General features: G+C 50.3%; 9 protein-coding genes. 3 read left to right on the forward strand and 6 right to left on the reverse strand.

The annotated features are described in order from the left end of the window. Positions 1–48: 48 nt before the first annotated feature. Positions 49–984, forward strand: a complete 936-nt coding sequence (gene gcvA / locus V8L73_RS09525; RefSeq protein WP_261830965.1) for a transcriptional regulator GcvA — start codon at positions 49–51, stop codon at positions 982–984. A gap of 91 nt (positions 985–1,075) precedes the next feature. Here the strand turns inward: gcvA and V8L73_RS09530 are convergent, their stop codons facing one another. The 3 genes from V8L73_RS09530 to V8L73_RS09540 form a co-directional block, all read right to left on the reverse strand. Beyond that, positions 1,076–4,339 carry an autotransporter outer membrane beta-barrel domain-containing protein gene (locus V8L73_RS09530; protein ID WP_347254713.1) on the reverse strand — a complete coding sequence of 1,088 codons (3,264 nt, stop codon included), beginning with the start codon at positions 4,337–4,339 and terminating at the stop codon, positions 1,076–1,078. 497 nt (positions 4,340–4,836) lie between these two features. Then, on the reverse strand, positions 4,837–11,742 hold the full coding sequence (locus tag V8L73_RS09535; protein ID WP_347254714.1) for an autotransporter outer membrane beta-barrel domain-containing protein: 6,906 nt from the start codon (positions 11,740–11,742) through the stop codon (positions 4,837–4,839). Positions 11,743–12,424: 682 nt separating this feature from the next. Then, positions 12,425–15,268: an autotransporter outer membrane beta-barrel domain-containing protein gene (locus tag V8L73_RS09540; RefSeq protein WP_347254715.1), complete on the reverse strand. Its 2,844-nt coding sequence runs from the start codon at positions 15,266–15,268 to the stop codon at positions 12,425–12,427. A gap of 866 nt (positions 15,269–16,134) precedes the next feature. On the opposite strand from V8L73_RS09540, the gene V8L73_RS09545 reads away from it, so the two are divergent. After that, positions 16,135–17,037 (forward strand): LysR family transcriptional regulator, encoded by a 903-nt coding sequence (locus tag V8L73_RS09545; protein WP_347254716.1) that lies wholly within the window; start codon positions 16,135–16,137, stop codon positions 17,035–17,037. 49 nt (positions 17,038–17,086) lie between these two features. Here the strand turns inward: V8L73_RS09545 and V8L73_RS09550 are convergent, their stop codons facing one another. Then, complete coding sequence (locus tag V8L73_RS09550; RefSeq protein WP_347254717.1) at positions 17,087–17,545, reverse strand: (R)-mandelonitrile lyase; 459 nt, start codon at positions 17,543–17,545, stop codon at positions 17,087–17,089. 320 nt (positions 17,546–17,865) lie between these two features. Between V8L73_RS09550 and V8L73_RS09555 the strand changes: the two genes are divergently transcribed. Further along, positions 17,866–18,852 carry an aldo/keto reductase gene (locus V8L73_RS09555; protein ID WP_347254718.1) on the forward strand — a complete coding sequence of 329 codons (987 nt, stop codon included), beginning with the start codon at positions 17,866–17,868 and terminating at the stop codon, positions 18,850–18,852. A gap of 52 nt (positions 18,853–18,904) precedes the next feature. Here the strand turns inward: V8L73_RS09555 and V8L73_RS09560 are convergent, their stop codons facing one another. Continuing rightward, positions 18,905–19,339 (reverse strand): DUF2501 domain-containing protein, encoded by a 435-nt coding sequence (locus tag V8L73_RS09560; protein WP_347254719.1) that lies wholly within the window; start codon positions 19,337–19,339, stop codon positions 18,905–18,907. Positions 19,340–19,394: 55 nt separating this feature from the next. Beyond that, the gene (locus tag V8L73_RS09565) at positions 19,395–19,817 is read right to left on the reverse strand and encodes a nuclear transport factor 2 family protein (protein WP_261830956.1); all 423 of its coding nucleotides are present in this window, start codon (positions 19,815–19,817) and stop codon (positions 19,395–19,397) included. Between the last annotated feature and the right edge of the window lie 92 nt (positions 19,818–19,909).

Below are 19,909 nucleotides of genomic sequence, written 5' to 3' on the forward strand. Positions count from 1 at the left end.
CAAACAAATGAGATAAACTTGATTATCTAAGAAGATTTTCTATCTAATATGAAAATACCTATTCACCTTAATGCACTACGCGCATTTGAAGCCAGCGCACGCCATCAGAGCTTTTCATTGGCGGCGGAAGAATTGAACGTAACCCCGGCCGCGGTCGGGCAATTGGTTCGTTCGCTTGAAGAAGTCATTGGGTTCCCCCTGTTTCATCGCAGTAATAATCGGCGTGTGGCGTTGATTTTGACCGAGCCTGCGCTGCGGGCATTGCCGGATATTCGTTCAGGATTTCAGAGCCTGAATCTGGGCATGACGCTTCTGCGAGAAGGGATGACAAATGGGATCCTCAACGTGACCACCAGTCCGGCTTTTGCCGCGAAATGGCTACTTCCGCGAATTGAGGATTTTCAGCTCCAGTGGCCAGAGATAGACGTTCGTCTGGAAACCAGTCTAAAACTCATGGACTTCACTGCCCAAGGGATAGACGTCGGTATACGCTATGGGTTGGGACGATGGGAAGGGCTGCAGACCGAGCTGTTGATGTCAGAAGAGGTTTTCCCCGTTTGCGCCCCCGCGATGCTGTCAGAAAATCCTCGGCTAAATTGCTCAATGGGAATGGCCGAACAGACGCTTATTCACGATCTGTCAATGGAACACCATCAGGATTTTATAACCTGGGATCGGTGGTTCAGGCGCTTTAGTGTTCAAGCGATAACCAGCAAGCCAGGGCTGAGGATCAATAGCTCAGCGGCGGTGCTTCAAGCGGCGGTCGATGGGCATGGCATCGCGCTGGCGCGAAGCATCATGGTTGATGACGATCTTAAAAGCGGTCGGCTAGTCAGGCTTTGTCAGAATATCTCGCTACCTTGCCCTCTGGCCTATTATCTGGTCTATCGTCCAGGGTGCGACAGCTTACCGAAAATTGCCCATTTTCGAGAATGGGTACTCCATCAGGCTGACGAGCTTAGCGCTAAACGGGAGCTGCAATGACAAGGCGGTGTGGTCAAAATAGAAAGAAATAAAGTTGCCGAAGCAAAAAAAAACCCGGCAATTTTCATTACGTTATGAACAATTGACTACGTCATTTCCTCGAAGATTGCCCAAAGTTATATTTGATGCCCAGCATGAATGCCGCATCGCTGTATCCGCTATCGCCAACCTGCACGCCAACGTTCCCCCACAGATTGAAATGAGGATTTATCTGGCCTTCAACGCCCAGCTTAAGTTCGGCGATGTTATCTGTGCCAGCCTGCGTAACTCGCTTATTTCCCATTTCCGTACTGAATTTTTTAGTATTGTGTATCCAGTTGGCTTCGACAAACGGCTCGAATTCGCGTCCTTTGCCTTCATCAGACTGATGATGCCCTTTAACAAAAGTACGAACGCCTAAACGAGTTTGAATATTCCCCGCGCCTTTGCTGTGAATGCGAGTGCCGTTAGCCTCGGTGAAAGAATCGGCCTTGATGCCCATCCAGACTAGCTGTGCCTGAGGTTGTACAAACCACTCGTTGGTTTCATCTTTACTGTCTTTATATTCGCCGGTTTTAAAGGTATAACCCGTTTCAATAGAGGCCGTAATACCTTTAGACTTATAGGATTCCGTCGCCAGGCCCTGCCCTTGAACCTGGTTATCGAACCAGCTATACAAGGCCCAGGTATCCACATAGGCCCCCGTGTTTTCGCCTTCATTCTGTTGCCAGGTGCCATAGCCGCCAAGGCTGTAACCGTCTACGGAACTATCGGCTCTGTAATACGTTATCGATGAGCGCGTATTGCTGCGGCTGTTGGCATAGCCACCCATAACGCCGATATGCCAACGATCCTGACCGTCGTTGCTCCACTGGGCAACGTCGCCGCCTAAGTGCAGAATGTAGCGATTGGTCTGGCTTTTGAGCTGCCCGCTGCTGTCTCTTGAACGGGTATGTCCGCCAACGTTACGCATCCACATGCTGGTGACCTTTTCTTCGCCAGTAAGCGCATCGGTATAGTAGGTTTCACCCAGTCGATCGTGTAAGCGATGAACAAAAAGCATGTTAGACGAGGCGATATTGTGAATATAGCCTCCGGCCTCAGGCCTGATCGTTGGTTCAGGATCGGGTTCAGAAGGCGTTGGAATTGGATTTGGTCGATAGTTAGTCAGGTACCAATTCTTACTGTCAGTACCTTTTTCCTCATTTCCTTTATTGAGAAAATACTCATACGCTCCGGCGGTAATGCGCCCCGCTTGGCGGAAAGCACCGTCCGATTGGCCGCGGACGTTAATCAACTCAATGCCTTTCTCTGTGTAATCCCCCATACCGCCGACGTTAGTGACGTACACGCTGGTTTCTCCTGAGGTATTACCCATTATCGTCATGTGGTCAGTGACGGAGTTATCATCGCCGGCAATGGTATTAAAATGAAGTGAACCGCCGCCCTGGTAGTCGCCGTTAACCACAAGCCGGTTTCCTACCAGCGTCCCGTCGCCGTTGTTGACTCTACCTATATAGGTATTGCCCTGATTGCTGAAGCGGCCATCAATGGTCAGAGTCGATAAGCTCGGCTGATTAGCGTGATACAGGCTTCCGACCAAAAGGCTGCCGCCAGAGGTTACCGTTGTCTCCCCCAAATAGCCCTTGGCGGAAAGCAGCGCATCCGGTTTAACGATTATCTGCCCGCCTAAAGCGTTGGTTGAATCAAGGTTGCCGCTATAAACGGTGGTTATTCCGCTGTAGTCATGGCTGTCGCCGCTAAGGGCTAATTGAGCCGTTCCTGACTTAGCGATAGTTCCTGCGCCAGCAAATTGCCCTGCAAAATAGCTGTCATTATTCTGATTTATCGTCAGATCCGCAGACGTAACGTCAACTACGCCGCCCGCGCCGGAGAGTGATGACATAATAAGGTCGTGGTGGTTAAGGTTTAGCAGGCCGCCATTGACCGTATAAGTCGTATTATCAACAAATGCGTTGGTGGAGTTTGCTCGAAGTTCTCCCGCCTCTACGCGCGTTCCGCCGGTATAATTATTTTCACCGGAGAAAATAACGCTTCCTTCGCCGGTTTTGACCAGCCCGCCCTCGCCCACCAAATTGCCGTTAAGCATCATCTGCTTGTCGGCATCAGCTTCCAGGAACGATTCGGAGAGAACGTTCATATTAACTGCGGTAGTCAGCTTATCGTCGCAGTACTCACATGAATTAACGCGAAGCGTCCCGCCATTAAGATTAAAGTCATATGTGCCGTCGCCGGCAACAATCCCGTCTTCAGTCGGGGACAGGATGCTGTCAGAGATGGAAATCGTACCGCCCGCGTTAAGGTTTACGGTGGCGGAAGTACCGGCCTCACCGGCCAGAAACAGGCCCGACGTCGTATTACCGAAACCGTCCGAGTCCATATAGCCCTTGCCTTCAAAATAAACCTCCGCACCGTCTGCGACGGTTAGGACGGCGGTTCCCACCCCTTTAACTTGAGCGTTGAAATCAATACTGTAAACGTTGCCAGCATCGCTTGAGGCCAGCGCCAACAGGCTTTGAATACCTAATTTGCTCTCTGAACCCGTAACGTTGATATTGACGGTAGGCGTTTTAGCTAAATTGTCAGTAGCGTCATTATGCCTTGCAAATGACGCTATCATGCGACCGGTAATCAATGAACCGCCGTCAGATATGTTAACCGTGGCATCGCCGAGGTAACCCAAATAGGCATTCCCATCGGCAATATAGTCTTCAACATAAGGACTGGATTCTATAATTTCATTACGTATATAGAGCTGGCTATTTTTTCCACTGACGTTAATTATGCCCGTGTTGGCGGTATTTCCGCTTCCGGCCCAAAGAATACCGCCCATAGAGGTTCCCGGCGAACCGGAAACCGGACCAACGCTTACGCTGGCGCCATCAAGAATATTTAATATCCCCGTAACGCTTTTATCTCGTTGGGTATATCTGTCGTATACCGAGGTATCGCCAACTTTCAATACGCTGGCGTTAATGTGACCAATGCCGGCGCCGATAAGATTTAAAACGCCTTTTGTTTCATTAGATTGCGTTGTCTGGCTGTTGGCTGTCCCTACGCTAAAGCTGGTAATCTCGCCAATGAATGCAGCATTGTCTTTAATTGTCAGAGAACCATTGCCGCCGTTGTATCCAACAAAAAAAGGATTATTGTAGCTGGCTGAGCCCTGCAGAACTAATTCGCCGCTGTTCCCGTCCCCACCGCCAATAACGTTGCCCTGATTTTCCCAATCCCATAGGCCGCTGCTGATTTCACCGGTGCTATTATAATAAGGAGGGGCGGCATAAACCGAATGGCCAATCAATGAACTGGTAGCCAACCCAATAAAAATAAAGCATTTTTTGTAATGAAACATGATGATATCCATTTCCAGTGTATTATGAATCCAATCAGTAAAAGCGTTGTTATTATGCATTGATTTCGCTGGTTTATCAAATTTTTAATCATCACAAAATCGTGTTGTTAATTGTGTGTTTTTTGGCTATTGATGTGATTGGTTTTATCACCTTTTCATGGTGATCGTTAGATTTAAATAACAAGTCAAATAAGTTGTTAATTAAAAATGAAATTATAGATAATTAATTTTTCTTTAAGTGAAAATAAAAGCAATATTATAATTTCACTGGTTGTTTAATTACCGGGAAACAATGGTTACAGGCCCAATAGAGATTATGATTTACAGACTAAGTAGAGAGTGACTTTGTTGTCTCATTATCATGCAGAAGGAGGTCGAGGCTTTCATTTCCTTCCCAGGGAAGTGTGTTGTATAAACTGAAAAAGATGAGTTTTCCAACTAACCACCATAAGGGGAGAATTTCTCCCCTTATGATTGCCAGTTTTATTGCCGTTTACTCAGAAGCGATATTTAATGCCCAAATTAACGGACGTATCGCTGTATCCTTTATCTCCCAACTGCTGAGACACGTTAGTCCACAGGTTGAGCGACTTGTTAAGCTGCCCTTCGGTACCCAGCTTCAGTTCGCCAATGTTGCGGGTTCCAGCCTGCTTGATTTGATCCCCGTTCATCGTGACGCTGGCCGGTTTGCCGTTATACAACCAGTTGGCTTCGGCGTAGACGGTAAAGAGCTTATCTTTACCCTTATCCGCATCGCTAACGCCATCGCGAGAGACCTTCAGGCCCATACGCGTCTGGATGTTGTCGCGTCCGCCTGATTTAACCCAGGTGCCGTTGCTTTCTCGGTGGTCATCCGCCTTCAGGCCGTTCCAGATGATTTGCCCCTGTGGCGTGACGAACACGCTGCCGTTTTCCCCTTGATAAACCGGCATGCGATAACCCGTTTCCATCGAGGCGCTGTAACCGCGGATGTTATAGGACTCCGACGACAACTGCTCACCGTTAACCGTGGCGTTCAGCCAGCTGTAGTTTATCCAACTATCCACGTACATGCCGTTAAGCGAGTTGGCATCCTGATACCAGGTGCCGTACAGGCCTGCGTTATAGCCCTCTACGCTTCCTCTGGACGAATAGTCGCTAAGCGAGGAATGCGTGTTGGTATCCGCTTTACCGTAACCCAGCATGACGCCCAGGCCTAAACGGCTGTCCTTATCAAACTGGACGTTAGCGACCTCTCCTCCGCCCTGAACGACGTAGCGATTGGTCTGGTTACGCAGTTGGTCGGAGCTGTCCCTAAAGCGAGTATGTCCTCCAACTTGGCGTAGCCACATGCTGGAGTTTTCTGCACGGCCTTCGCGATCTTCCAGACGCAGGTTAAACATCGCATTCGCCGTCGCTATATTGCCCAGGTAGCTGCCGGATTCAGGACGATAGACCTTATCGTCCTGATCGCCTTCCGGCGTTGGGTTTGGCCCCTGCTGCGTCGTTGAACGCAGGTACCAGTTGCCATCCGCCGCGCTGACGCCGTCTTTGTGCAGGAAGTATTCATATGCCCCGGCCACGGCTCGGTTTTTCAGCGTAAACTGACCGTCAGACTGACCGTCGACGTGGATAACCTCAATGCCGTTGACCGTCTGCGCGCCTGCGCCCAGAACGTTGTTAACAACAACATCGGTGCTGCCGGAGGTATTGCCGGTGACGACCAGCTTATCCGTTTCTGACGCGTCGTTGCCCAGTACCGTATTGATCCGCAGCAGGCCGCCGTCGCCGTGGTAGTTACCATTGACGACAAGCCGATTACCCGCCGACTGCCCTTCGCTTCCCAAATTGACCTGGCCGCTGTTGGTCAGATTACCGCCAACGGTGAAGGTTTGAATTGGGCTGCTTGCGCCATTGCCAAGCTGGAATGTTCCCGCGTTGTCAACATGGCCCGCCGTGCCGCCAAAGCCTGAAAGCGTTCCTGCGCTGGCGACGTTGACCTGCTGGCTGGCAAGCGTTATCGGTGCGGTTTCGCTGCCTAAAACCAGCGAGCCCTGCTGGATATTCGTGTCGCCGGTATAAACCGCGCTCGACGTCAGCGTAAGGCTACCTAATCCCTGCTTGGTCAAGCTGCCGCTACCGTCAACCGCGTTGCTCAACGTCCAATCGTCGGCGGCGTTAAGCACCAGTTCACCCTGATTATGAATGTCCGCACTGCCTAATTGATTGGCCTGTGAAGCCGTCAACTGAGAGCTACCGTCGATATCAAAACGCCCGTCGAAATCTGCGTTATTGCCTGCCAGGGTGACTTGACTTGCAGTAAGCTCCACCTGGCCGCTGTTGCTGATATTGTTGTGCAATACGCCTTCTGCCGCATTAAGCGCCAGCTTGCCTGCGGCGACAACGTCGCCCGTTCCCAAGCCCAGCGTGTTGTCCAGTACAACCTGAGCAGTTGAAGCAATGGTTGTCACCGCGCTAAGCGCAGCGTTAGCGCCGCTAACCGTCAGGGTATTATCGGAAACGTTCAGCGCGCCGCTCCCCGTTAGCGTACCGGCTGAATGACCGCCGTGAGCGAGCGTCAGGCTGCCGCCGTTGATATTCAGCGTTGAATCAGCGGCGCCGCTGAGCTGGCCTATCGTCTGGCTGTGGCCATTCATGTCAAAAGCGGTATCTGCCGCCAGCTTAAGCTCGGCGCTGCTGCCTAGCACGTTGTCGTTAAGCATCAACAGATTGCCGCTGCGTACGTCGGTAACGCCGGTGTAGTCGTTATCCATGTTGGAGAGCGAAACCGTCTGGCCAGACTGACTGTCCAGCGCCAGATCGCCGCTACCGGTCACTTTAGCGCTCAGATCGGCGGCGTTACCGGTCTTTCCGTTAGCGTCTAAAATCAACGCCTCGGTTCCTTGTCCCAGCAGTTCAACCTGCGTTAAGCCGTAGTTGACGTAGAGGCCATCGTTATGGCTTCCACTCGTCAGGCGATAGTCATAGGTTCCGCGGGCGACAACGTTGCCGTTCTGGCTGATGTCCGCCTCGACGGCGTCGCTGATAACGTTTCCACTGCTATTCACCAGCGTCAGATTCCCCGCGCTGCCCTGTACCGCCGTGTCCGAGGTTGCCAGCATAATCAGGGCTTGTCCGTCATCCTGCTCTAAAATAGGACTCTGGGTATTTGCAACCGGGCGGTCGTTATTGACTGCGTTAATGTTGACCTGAACCGTACCGCGACCGAGCAGATCCATGCTTGCGCTTTGGATTGTTCCATCTGCTGCGGCGTTGCCCGGCGTGACGTCGTCAAAGCTGGCGGTGCCGCCGTCAAACGTCAGGCCGCCGATATGCTGTACGCCGTTGCCGACGTGGGTGACGTTACCACTGCCAATGCTTAGCGTTGCGTTACTTAACGCCTGCGCGTTCAGCCCCGCCAGTTCGAAGCGGCTGTTGCTCAATGCGACCGTGCCGCTGAAGCCATCGTTGGCGTTGTTACTAGTGAAATCAACGTTGCCGTTATTGGCGTCAACGGTTACCGTTCCGCGGCCCGACAGATGGCTGTTGAAGGCCAAGTCACCGTCGGCTTTAAGCGCCAGCGTACTGGAGGCGTCAATGCTGTAGCCGGTACCAGTAGCATCGTTTTGGCCATCGCCCAGCGCCAGCGTGATGTCGTCAAGGGTCAACGTAGACCCGTTGATTAAGTCGATGTGCTCCATACCGTTGATAGCGCCAGCGCGGCTGACTACGTAGGCCGAATTATCCAGCCGCAGCGTGTCGTCGCCGCTGCCGCCGTTGAGCGACGTAAACAGCGCCGTTTCGCTTTCGCTAATGCCGCTTAACAGGAACAGATCGTTGCCATTGCCGGTAGTGAAGTCATTGCCCGTACTGCCGGACTCAAGCGTAATTTGGTTATCGCCGCTGAGCAGGTTAACCTGTCCTTGAATCGAAGCCCCGGCGGCGTTGGTGAACGCAATGCCGCTGCCGCTGTTGGTAGAAATAGCGACACGACTGCTGTCTAAGGCCTGAATGGCGCCGTTGTTAACAAAGCTGCTTACGTGTCCGTTATTGATATCAATCACGGGTGACGTCGTTGACTGAGATCTTAACGTGCCCGATTGAACCACCCGCTGCGTAGAACCTTGTACGATCAGCGCTGCGCCGCCATTGCTGTCTAATACGTTGACGCTAGCGCCGGTGTGTAAATCCGTTGAGGCGTTGGTAACAATACCTCTACCGCCGGCCTGATTAACGTTAATCACCAGTTCGCGCGAGTCGGACATATCCAGCACCTGATCAGTCTGAGACCCGTCGACGTTTTCAAACAGAATACCGGTGCCGCTGCCCGTGACGTTGATCGTCCCGGAGTTCGTCTGCGCCATAGATGCGCCAGTATGAACGCCAATGCCGTTGCCGACGTTGATAGTGGTATCTTTGAGCTGAATGCCGCTGATATTGGCTTTGTTTTCAATCGCGCTGCCGCTGCCGTTATCGCTCATTGTGATAGTGGCGCCGTCGACCGATAGCCCGCTGGCGCCGTCATCCAGCAGGATGCCGTGCGCGCTGCCTGCCGCATTGGTGACACCGTCACCATTAAGGTTAAGGCTGGCGCCCCTGCCGACCAGATAGGCGGCGGTTCCGTTCGTCGCGGTGACGGTTCCGCTGTTTTTAACTTCGGAATTGGCGCCCTGAATATTTACCGCCACGCCGTTGACGCTGACGGTTGACTGGTTATCTAAAATCCCGCCGCTCACCAAAATCCCGGTGCTGTTTGCCGCCGTAAAATCGATAGAACCTTTATGAACCAGCGTACCGCCGTTACGGGCGATATAGCCAAAGGCGTCGTCCGCTGTATTGGAAGACGCCAGTTCGGCGTAGCTCACCAGCACTGAATCGCCTTTCTTGGCCGCGTTTTCACTGCCGTCCAAATCGTAATAGTTACCGTCTACAATGCCTGCGGTAGTGCCTTTACCTGCTACGGTTATCACGGTATCTGAGGTAATTTCTCCGGTCGCGCCGCCTTCGATTCGAATCCCTGTCGCTCCGTCACCCGTTACGTTTAGCTCCAGCCTGCCTGAGCTAAAGGTACTGCCCTCGCCGGTCGTGCGAACGATTGTCGCGCCATCGCCAGAGGCATAAAGCTGGGCTGAGCTGCTGCCAGAGCCATCAAAGGCGGCACCGCCGTCAACTCGGTAAAGGGTTGAATCCGTGGTAGAGACGTCCTGTACGCTACTAGCGCTGTTTTTAATGCTTGAGCCTGCGCCATAAACATAATAACCGGTTTGATTAGTGCCGCCGTTAAATGCGACCGTACCGTCTTGGGTTACGTTTATTTCACCTTTATCTCTGGCATGAACGCCGATAGCACCGTCACCGGTGAGGTTTACCGTTCCGGATAGCGTCGCCTGCGCATTTTCACCTTGGGCATAAATACCGTAGTTGGCATAGTGGCTGACCGGATCGAGGCCGCCGTTGACGTTAATCGTACCCGAGCTGGTAATTTGCCCGTTAGCCAACACTTTAATTCCGGTGCTATTTAAGCCATTGATATCGATCGTGCCGCTATTGACGACCTTACTGGCGCTGGTGCCTTCACGCACCAGAATCCCTGTATTGCTTGAAACCGAGCTTCCCGATACTGCGCCGTTGAGTTGAATGGTCCCCTGTTGAGCGAGCGTAGCTGAACCGCCAACGTCAATCGCCGTCGCGTTTTGGACTTTACTGCCAATAATAATCTCGGAATTGTTTGTACCGTTATAAGTCCCGTTACCATACAGATGAACGCCGATGGAAGACTGCTTGATGGCAATATCTTCAGTAACGTCCGTCGGCGCACGCTGCGCCAGGCGGCCGATATACAGCGTGCCTTCGTTATTAAACGTCGTATTCTGCTGGGTGATGACGCCAATATTGGCAGCGTTGCCAAGAATACTGTCTGCCTCAGTGCTGGCCGCAATGTTAATCGCACCGAAGTTATTTAACGTGGCTGATGAGCTAAGCAATACGCCGGTATTGCCCTGGTAGTTGCCCCTTGCCGCAAGGTTGATAACGCCTGAAGCGTTATTGTTGATGATGGATGCCCCGTTCGCCAATACTGCAGTGTGAGAGCCGTTTGCGACGCCCATGGCGCCTGCCTGAAAGAAATCGGCCATTTCGGGGTTGGTACCGGCGTCAATAACGCCGTTATTCTCAACAAATGACGTATTGCGCGCAGAGACAACGTAGGCGCCGCGATAAGTATTTCCCGCGCTCCCAAGCGTACCGTCGTTGACAAGAGTCGCTCCATTTTCAAGATTCACGACCATGGCATCAGAGCCTACCAGCTGAATATTGGCATCGGCGTCAATATTCACGTTAGAGCCTGCGCCTTCGGCATGAATATAGGAAACGACGTCTCGATTGACGGTTGCTCTTACCGCGTCATCAGAAGCGATATTGCTGGTATTGACGACAATGCCATGCAGGCTTTGATCTCTTGCCTTGTTTAACTCACTAGAATACTCAGCCTCTGTAAGCTGTATCTTTCCCTCTTTGATGGCCTGGATAAGTGCGTCATTATAGGCTTTGAATTCAGCGACATTAGTGACGTTTTGCGCACCGATAACGCTGTCAAACGAACCCACAAAATCTGCGGCAGTCATCCACGCGACGGGGTTACTGGCGTCTCGAATGTTATTGTCGTTATTGCCTAACTGCACGACCGTTTTTGACAGGTAGTTTATCTCACCGCCGTCGGTTGCATGAAAGACGGATGCTGTGTTTATATTATTTGACGAACTTTTTAAAATAACGTTAAATTGATTTTCCGCAGCGCCGACCCAATTCTCCGTCGTTTGCCCCACGCTTACGTCTAACGATGCACCTGAGCCAATTTGATAAAAGTTTCTGTCAACATACTGACTGTTTGTACCCACCGGTACTGAAATAGTAATTCCAAAGTCTTTAGCTGGCTCAGTCTGAATATCACTATTGTCATAGACTTTCATTGTTACCGTATTGCCGGTAATCGGGTCGATATAATTAATTGACTTTGTTTGCGAGCCCATTCTCAAAATGTCATAGTCAATCCATTTGGCGCTGTCGCCGGTAATCAGGCCGTTGTCACGGGCCTGACCCAGCGTCGTCCAGGTATACCCCGTCATACCTCTTTGGATGCCAGCAAAGCTTCCTACCAGACGATTAGATCCGGAAAGAACCTCTTCGAAGGAATTCTGTGGCGTAAAGTCAAATACCTGAATATCAGCAGCCGATACAGGGCAAGCCAGAAGAGACAGCGCGGCAGGTATCGCCCCCCATTCAAAGTGACGCAACGTACGCAAATCGTTAGGTGAGTCATTAAAGACCCTTTTTGAGGACGAGTAGATATATCCTTTCGCAAACTCGGAAGCCACAACAAGCATTTGCAGCTGAGAGTTCCACACAAGCTTAAATATTTTATTCATATTCTCACACTATCTAAAATTGGTTTTAATTGAAGAATGCGTACGTTAATCGGATGAAGGAGTGCTTTCTAAAAGCAATAAGAAGCCTGTCTGATTGTTGATGAATAATTCTCATCAACGAGAACAGACAATTATAGGTATATTTAATTATTTGCATGATAATTACTTCCCTGTAATTTTATAAGAGTTGCATTCGAATTATTAAAAACGCTTTAGCAATGAATTTTATCAGGCGAATGACACACATCAAATAGTTTTGAATGATCGTTGGTAGATTTTTTGATAGGCAAAAACTATCAAATACATCAATTTGATCGAAAAAATAAATTGATAATGAAGTAGATAACAACTTCATTAAAATTAGATAGTTAATCTGATTCCACACGCTGTATTACATACAAGCGGATAGTGAGAAAATATCCTTTAAAATTAGCACATTAAAGAATTTCACTCACGTAACAATCGATACCCCTATCTCACTACTTTTATAGGTGTAAATTCTGTTTTTTACCTATAAAAGTGGTATGTGAGTTGAGGTTATAACCTCATTTGTCCATTATTGGAGTTTTTAGTCTCCGACTTCTGCTTTTTCCTGATTGAACAAGATTATTCTGGGCAGAGTAAAAATAATGCCCTCAGCACAGAGGGCATTGCCATAGTTTGAATCGTTAAGAATAAAGCGTCAGAAGCTGTACTTAACCCCAACAATCGCCAAGGTATCGCTGTACCCTTCCCCGCCGATCTGTTGAGCCACGCTGCTCCAGATATTCAGGTTCTTGTTTAAGTGCCCCTCAACGCCGACCTTCAGTTCGCCGATATTACGCGTGCCGGCCTGGTAGTCGGAAGCATCGTTCATCGCCACGCCGAAGTTTTTACTGTTGTATATCCAGTTGGCTTCCACGAACGGCTGGAATACCCGGCCGGTGCGATCATCGACTTCACTGTGGCCCTGAACATAGGCGCGCAAACCTAGACGGGTAGACAGATTGTCACCCATGCCGGTCACTTTCGTACCGTTTACTTCATCATGTTTATCCGCATGAACCCCCATCCAGATCAGCTGTGCTTTAGGCTGCAGCCAGTAGCTGGCGCGCTCATTTTCTCCCATTTTAAAGCTGTAGCCCGTTTCAACCGAGGCCAGCCAACCCTGAGAGTCATAGCTTTCCTGAGCGAGGCCGTCGCCCTGAACGGTATTGCCAAACCAGGCGTACTGCACCCAGCTGTCGACGTACAGCCCGGATTTGTCTGCCCGATTGGCGTACCAGGTACCGTACAGGCCCAGCGCATAGCCGTCCACCTTGTTTTTGGCGCGGTAGTCAGTGTATTTCGCATGGGTGTTGCCCTGAACGTGGCCATAACCGGCCATAGCGCCCAGATGGAAACGGTCAAGCCCGTTGCTGCTCCATTGGGCAACGTCACCGCCGATTTGCACGACGTAGCGATTGGCCTGGGTTTTTATTTGACCGGACTGCGTTCTGCTGCGATTGTGGCCGCCTTCCTGACGCAGCCACATGCTGGTGACCTTAGCTTCACCCGTCAGGTAGTCGGTATACTGAGTCTCGCCTAAACGATCGTGTAGCCGCGTCGTAAACAGGGTATTTGCCGCGGCCAGGTTAGCGATATAGGCGCCGGTTTCAGGGCGGATAACCTTGGTGCTGTCTTCATTTTCTTCAGGCGCGGGATCCGGATCGGGGCCTGGCTCTGGTTCAGGCGTTGGCTCAGGAGTGAGCGTATTGACCAGATACCAGTTCTTGCCTGCTTTCGCCACGCTGTATTCATACGCGCCGGCAACGACTCGATTTCTCAATTCAAATATGCCGTCTGACGCACCGGCAACGGTAATAATTTCGATGCCGTTCGTCGTTTTCGCTCCGGTACCGTTGTAGTTGTTGACAATTAGCCCGGTCGTGCCGGCTGTCGTACTTCCCTCTACAATCAGCTTATCGGTGGCGGAGTCATCGCCTCCCAATGCCGTGTTCATGGTTAAGAGCCCGCTGCCGACGTAATCTCCGTGAACGGTCAGCGTTTTAAACGCCCCGCTGTCGTTCGGAGCCATAAAGTTGACGTGGCCCCGATCCAGCGTCAGGCTTGTGACCCGGGAATTCCCCGTCATGTTCCAAACTGCGCGATCGGAGATATCCATATTGACCGTGCCCCTGCTGGTTGAACTTGAGGTAGAGGTATAGCTGGCCGCCGTCAAATAGGAGTTGGCATTGTCCATCGTCATGTTGATGGTACCGCCGTTAATGGCGCCAACATCCCCAACAACCTGTACAACGCCAGCGCCCAATGAGTTAACGTCAATCTGACTGTTTGCCCCTCGGGAATAGAGCGACCAATAGACGTCGCTATTGTCATTCAGAATAAGTCCCTTTCTTACGTCGACTTTACCGCCAGCCGCCGCCTCTATTCCAGCAATATAGCGGGCTTCGGTATCCGCTAATGAAATAGCCAAATCATCGCTAAATACCGCTTTACTCGTGCCAATGCCGCCGTCATAGACATAGACTGCTCTGGTTGTGTCTACGCCATTTTTCATAACGATATTGGTTTTTCCGTTCAGATGCGCCTGGCTTTCCCACACGTATAGGCCGGTATTGTAGTAACCGCCGTTGCTGCTTATAGCAACGTCTGCGTTAGCCTCTAAAACGGTTTCGTCCGTCAGTGAGACGGTTCTCAACCAATAGGGGTCTATCCATCCGGCATATTCATGCTGGTAGCCGGGGCGTGTCCCCAAAGGCGTTAAGTTTTCACCAATCAGGACAACGGTGTCATTACTGTTAAACGTGATATCTGTCGCCATAAGGTCTAGTGCCCGCCCCCCGCCGACTTCGCCAAAAAGGTTATTCTCATCGCCCCGCACGATGGCTTCAATTGACGTCTTGCCGGTAAATTCGATAACGTTCCGAGTTCCGAAGTAGTCGCTTGAAAGCCCGGCTAAAATGCCCTGGCTGCCTTTGAAAATGATAGAGTCAGCCTCAAATTTTGCGGTATTCACGACGTTATAGGCCGTGGGATTGCTGGAACCGGTCGTTCCGGCGAAATGGAGCGCCAGCTCGTTGGCATCGATATAAATCCGATCGGCGTTAACGTCGACGCTACTCCCTGCCGCTACGACGATACCGACTCGTCGATCGATAGAATTAGCGCCCGGATCGCCGTCAACGCGGATAACGAAGTCCCCGCCGTCGAACGCCAGCTCTCCTTTATAAAGGCCTATCCCCCAGCGGTGGGTGTTAACCAGACCGGCCTGCGGCATCAACACGGTAAGGTTGACCTTATTATCCCCATCGCTTTTAAAATCAAACTTGCCGCCTACTCCTGCAAACAGGCCATAGACGTTTGAATAGCTGTTGGTCACTTCATTACTTACTACGATGTTGCCGCCGGTAAAGGTCATGATCCCGCTTCGCGTACCGTTTTTATAGGCATACAGCGTAGAGCTTTGGTTCGACGTATTATTATTGAAGCCTCTTATCGTTAACGTCTTGCCCTCATTGATATTAATGTTTACTGCGCCATTCATCGTATTGATGATAGCCCTTTGGTTGGCCGAGCTCCCGGTATATCCTGAGGCGTTTAAAGTGACATCGCCGTTGCTAACGGTATGATTTCCACTAGTAATAGAGCTAATACTGCTCGTATAGTTCTGGTTCGTTAATTCTGCCGCTTCTATGAATGGACTACAAAAGAATGAGCCACCTAACACCACCGGCATTACTTTTTTCCATTGTTTTTTCATTATATTATTATTCTCCATTTTAATTATAAAGCGTGTTTCTACTTGGTGGTCTAAACTAAAAAAACGACAGTTGCCCATACAAAGAAATGAGCATAAAGATCCGAAAAGACCTGATAGCAGGCGCGCTTATCAGCAGTGAAGACGTTATTTTTTCGAGGAAAATAAAGGGCGTGTATATAAGCGAGTTCATAAGCATCCTTCCTGATGACATTCATCCCTACACCACGCATTTAAACACGATCGAATATATTGTGCAAACCACATGAAATGGATTAATGGTTTGGTTGTTGTTTAAATTTAAGAATTTAACTCTGATTTGTAGTTAAAAATCAACATCAACGCGGTATATTGGTTTGGTATTTAGCTGATAACACTTTTTTAATTCACCAGCCTTATATTTAGTCCATATTTTTATTTTGTGATAATTGCTTCATGAAAAAGAAAATTGAATGTGAAACATGCGAAAAATTTTTAATAAAACCACCGTTTTTTTATAACCATTTGGAGGTGTTTTTTTCAATGGTCGTTATTTATTCAACCTTTTAATTCACTTTAACCGCTACGAATAAAAATAATTTCCATTTATGAGTTAAGTTCATAGTTAACCCTATATACTTATATTCCTCGGCTTGTTTTAAAGGAGTGACGCTGTGCTAAAAGAAAATTTCAACGATCTCATTGCGTTTCTCGTCGTCGCGCAGGAAAAGAGTTTTACGCGGGCGGCGGCGAAACTGGGCCTGTCTCAGTCGGCGTTAAGCCATTCCATGCGAGGCCTTGAAGAACGTATGGGCATTCGCCTGCTTACGCGCACAACGCGCAGCGTGTCTCCTACCGAAGCTGGTGAAAGCCTTATTGAACGTATCGGCCCTCATTTTCAGGATATTGAAACCGAGCTGAACATGCTCAAGGATATGCGCGACGTTCCCGCCGGTAATATTCGAATTACCGCTGGAGAGCACGCTGTAGACCGCGTTCTATGGCCGATTTTAAAGGATTTTTTAGCCAAATGGCCGGACATCAACGTAGAAGTTACTGTAGATAACGCCTTGATGGATATCGTTACACAGCGCTTTGACGCTGGGATCCGATTAGGCGAAGCCGTTGCAAAGGACATGGTAGCCATACCGGTAAGCCCGCCGATGAGAATGGCGATTGTGGCATCTCCCGAATATCTCAAGCGCTATTCTGCCCCGCGCGTTCCGGCCGATTTGCAAACGCATCGCTGCATTAACATGCGCCTTCCTACTTCCGGCGGCCTGCTCCCATGGGAATTTTCTCAGCAGGGAAAAGCCCTGAAAGTACGCGTTGAAGGCCAGCTTACGATAAATCCGCTGGCTCACCGAGTTGAGGCGGCAAAAGCGGGTCTGGGTTTAGTTTACATCCCTGAGGACGTTGTAGCGCGGGAGCTGGAAGACGGTCAGCTGATACGCGTTCTTGACGAATGGTGTGAGCCGTTTCCTGGCTACTACCTGTATTATCCCAGCAGAAGGCAGCATACGACCGCCTTTTCACTTTTTATTGAGGCTATACGCTACGGCGGTTCAGAGCCATAAAACGGACTCGCCGCAGCCTGGTGCAACGAGCCCTTCAGCGGGATATGCGTTAGCATTCGCCCTTATACTGTTTGTCATCGACCTTCTCAAGCCACTCCACTGCGCTCCCGTTAAGGGATTCCGCAATGGCTATATGCGTCATGCCCGTTTCGGCGGTTGCGCCGTGCCAGTGCTTAACGCCTTCAGGGATCCAAATGATGTCTCCGGCGTTTATTTCGCGGACAGCTTTACCCCATTCCTGTATCCATCCTCTTCCCTGCGTAACGATAAGCGTTTGTCCAAGCGGATGAGTGTGCCATGCGGTGCGCGCTTGGGGTTCAAACGTTACCGTCGCGCCGCCAACGCGTGCAGGCTCCGTCGCTTGAAAAGGCGCGTCAATCCTGACGTTTCCGCTAAACCATGCGTCCGGCCCGAATACCGACGCCTGAGATCCGCTGCGCGCTATTTTTACTTTATCGATTTCCGCGCAGGATGAGGCCCCGATGGCCATTGTTGATATTAAAGTCATTGTGGTTCCTCGAACTGTATTTATAGGCCTTTTTCTACTCTTATCTTCATAAAAGTGAGATATATCGATTCACATAAACAAGATAGCGCAGTTATCGCAGGCGCATTACTTATTGAAATACGAAAGGAGCTATGAAATTAACTCATTAGTTAATCATTTATATTAAAAAGCAACGAATTAACCACGCCTTACCTGTCTCTATTGCTCATGAATTAAATTCATATCTTTATGTGGATTATCCTATCTAATCTTGTTACTAGGCCGGCGCTACACTCTGACTTCCCCTGTTTCTGTTCAAACTCGTTTGGAGGTATTAGCTTATGCAAAAGCGCATTCTTGGTAAAAGTCTGGAAGTCTCATCTTTAGGGTTTGGATGCATGGGGTTAAGCCACGGTTATGGCCCTGCAATCGATACAAAACGGGCTATCGAACTTATTCGCTCCGCCGTTGAACAAGGCGTGACCTTTTTTGATACGGCGGAAGTGTATGGCCCTTACCTTAACGAAGAGATCGTAGGCGAGGCGTTAAAGCCCCTTCGAAACCGCGTAGTTATCGCCACCAAGTTCGGTTTTACTTTTGGCGATGATAATAAGCAGCAAATTCTCAACAGTCGGCCAGAGCACATTCGTAAAGCGGTTGAAGGTTCTCTGCGTCGGTTAAAAACCGACGTCATTGACCTGCTCTATCAGCACCGCGTCGATCCGGCCGTACCGATAGAGGACGTCGCCGGTACGGTAAAAAAACTCATTGAGGAAGGTAAGGTGAAACACTTCGGCCTTTCCGAAGCCGGTGTTCAAACCATTCGCCGTGCCCATGCCGTTCAGCCCATTACCGCGCTGCAAAGCGAATACTCCATGTGGTGGCGGGAGCCTGAGCGGGAAATCCTTCCCGTACTGGAGGAATTAGGCATCGGCTTTGTACCCTTCAGCCCGCTGGGTAAGGGATTTTTGACGGGGACAATCAGTGCTGAAGCTACCTTTGGTCAAGACGATTTTCGTAGTCAGGTACCGCGATTTTCTCCTCAGGCGCTTGAGGAAAACCAGAAGCTGGTCGCTCTGCTAAACGACATCGCGGCTGAAAAAAGAGCTACGCCCGCACAAATCGCGCTGGCGTGGCTGTTAGCTCAAAAGCCGTGGATTGTCCCTATTCCCGGTACGACCAAGCCGCATCGCCTTACGGAGAACCTGGGCACCACGAACGTTGTGCTTGAACGTCAAGATTTGGCAAGCATCGCTCAGGCTCTTGACGCCGTGCAAATAACGGGAGAAAGATACCCGGCAGCGCTACAGGCGCGGGTCGGCCGATAAAAATAATGCCCTCAGGTTTGAGGGCGCTATTCTCACCGGCTTTAGCCATCGATTACTTGGAAATGTAGTTCATTCCCTGCGACAAAGCGACGTCGCAGGCCTTGGATTTCACCTTCTCTGCCAGCGCCGAATTGCCTAAGCTGTTGAGGTCGAGCGTCTTATTATTGTGAAGCGTGATAACGCCTTTAAGACCGTCCATATACTCCTGGTATTCCTTCTGCTTGCTGGCTTTAGGATCGCTTAGGCCAAGCTTATCCTTCAGCTTATTTTTGAGGTTTTCAGGATCGGTCGCCTCAACCAGCTTTCTTTTTACGCAATACTCCATCACACCCGCTGCGTTGCTCATGGTCTTTGCCGCGACGGCCTGCGTACCGCCCTTTATCAGGCTGGTCAGAAACGCCAAAGAAACGCCCTTGCTTTCTCCGGCCGCGTGGGCCGTTAAGGCGAACAGCAGGCTGAGGGCCAGTGCTGGTTTGCTAAAACGCATACGATTCTTTCTCCATGAATTCAGTTCTTCGATAATATTATTGGCAAACGTCCTCTCAAAGGGCCTGCGCTAGCGTGGGCGCGATAAGCGAACACCCCTTCCACCCCCAATAGATGCGCTGATGTTGAATCTTACCGTTACGAATTTCCATGACTTCAAGGATATCCAACTGTTCGCCGTCGGGTGTCTGCCGCGGATATTCCCAAATCAGCGTATCGCCGACGCTGAACCATCTGTCGGAGCGATACCAGCGCACTAAGGGATTCGGCCTTCTCTTTGCCCCTTCATCGAGAAAACGTTTAATTTCCTTGCGTCCTCGTAGGATGCCGTCGGATTTTTCATCAAGAATGGCGGGAACCAGAGGACTTTCTAGAATAGCGTCGTCAGCATAGAGATTGATTAACGCGGCCTGGTCTGAAGTACTCGCGGCTCGATGCCATTCGGCCCAAATTCTGGCATGTTCTTCATTTGACTGCATGTTTTACTCCATATCGTGGGTATCCTGAAATACTCAAAAAGCACCGACATTTATCAGGCTAAACGCGGAGGCTATTTTGCTAAAACTCACAC

Origin of the sequence: Leminorella grimontii, from assembly GCF_039789245.1 — a bacterium.
Classification (GTDB): domain Bacteria; phylum Pseudomonadota; class Gammaproteobacteria; order Enterobacterales; family Enterobacteriaceae; genus Leminorella; species Leminorella grimontii.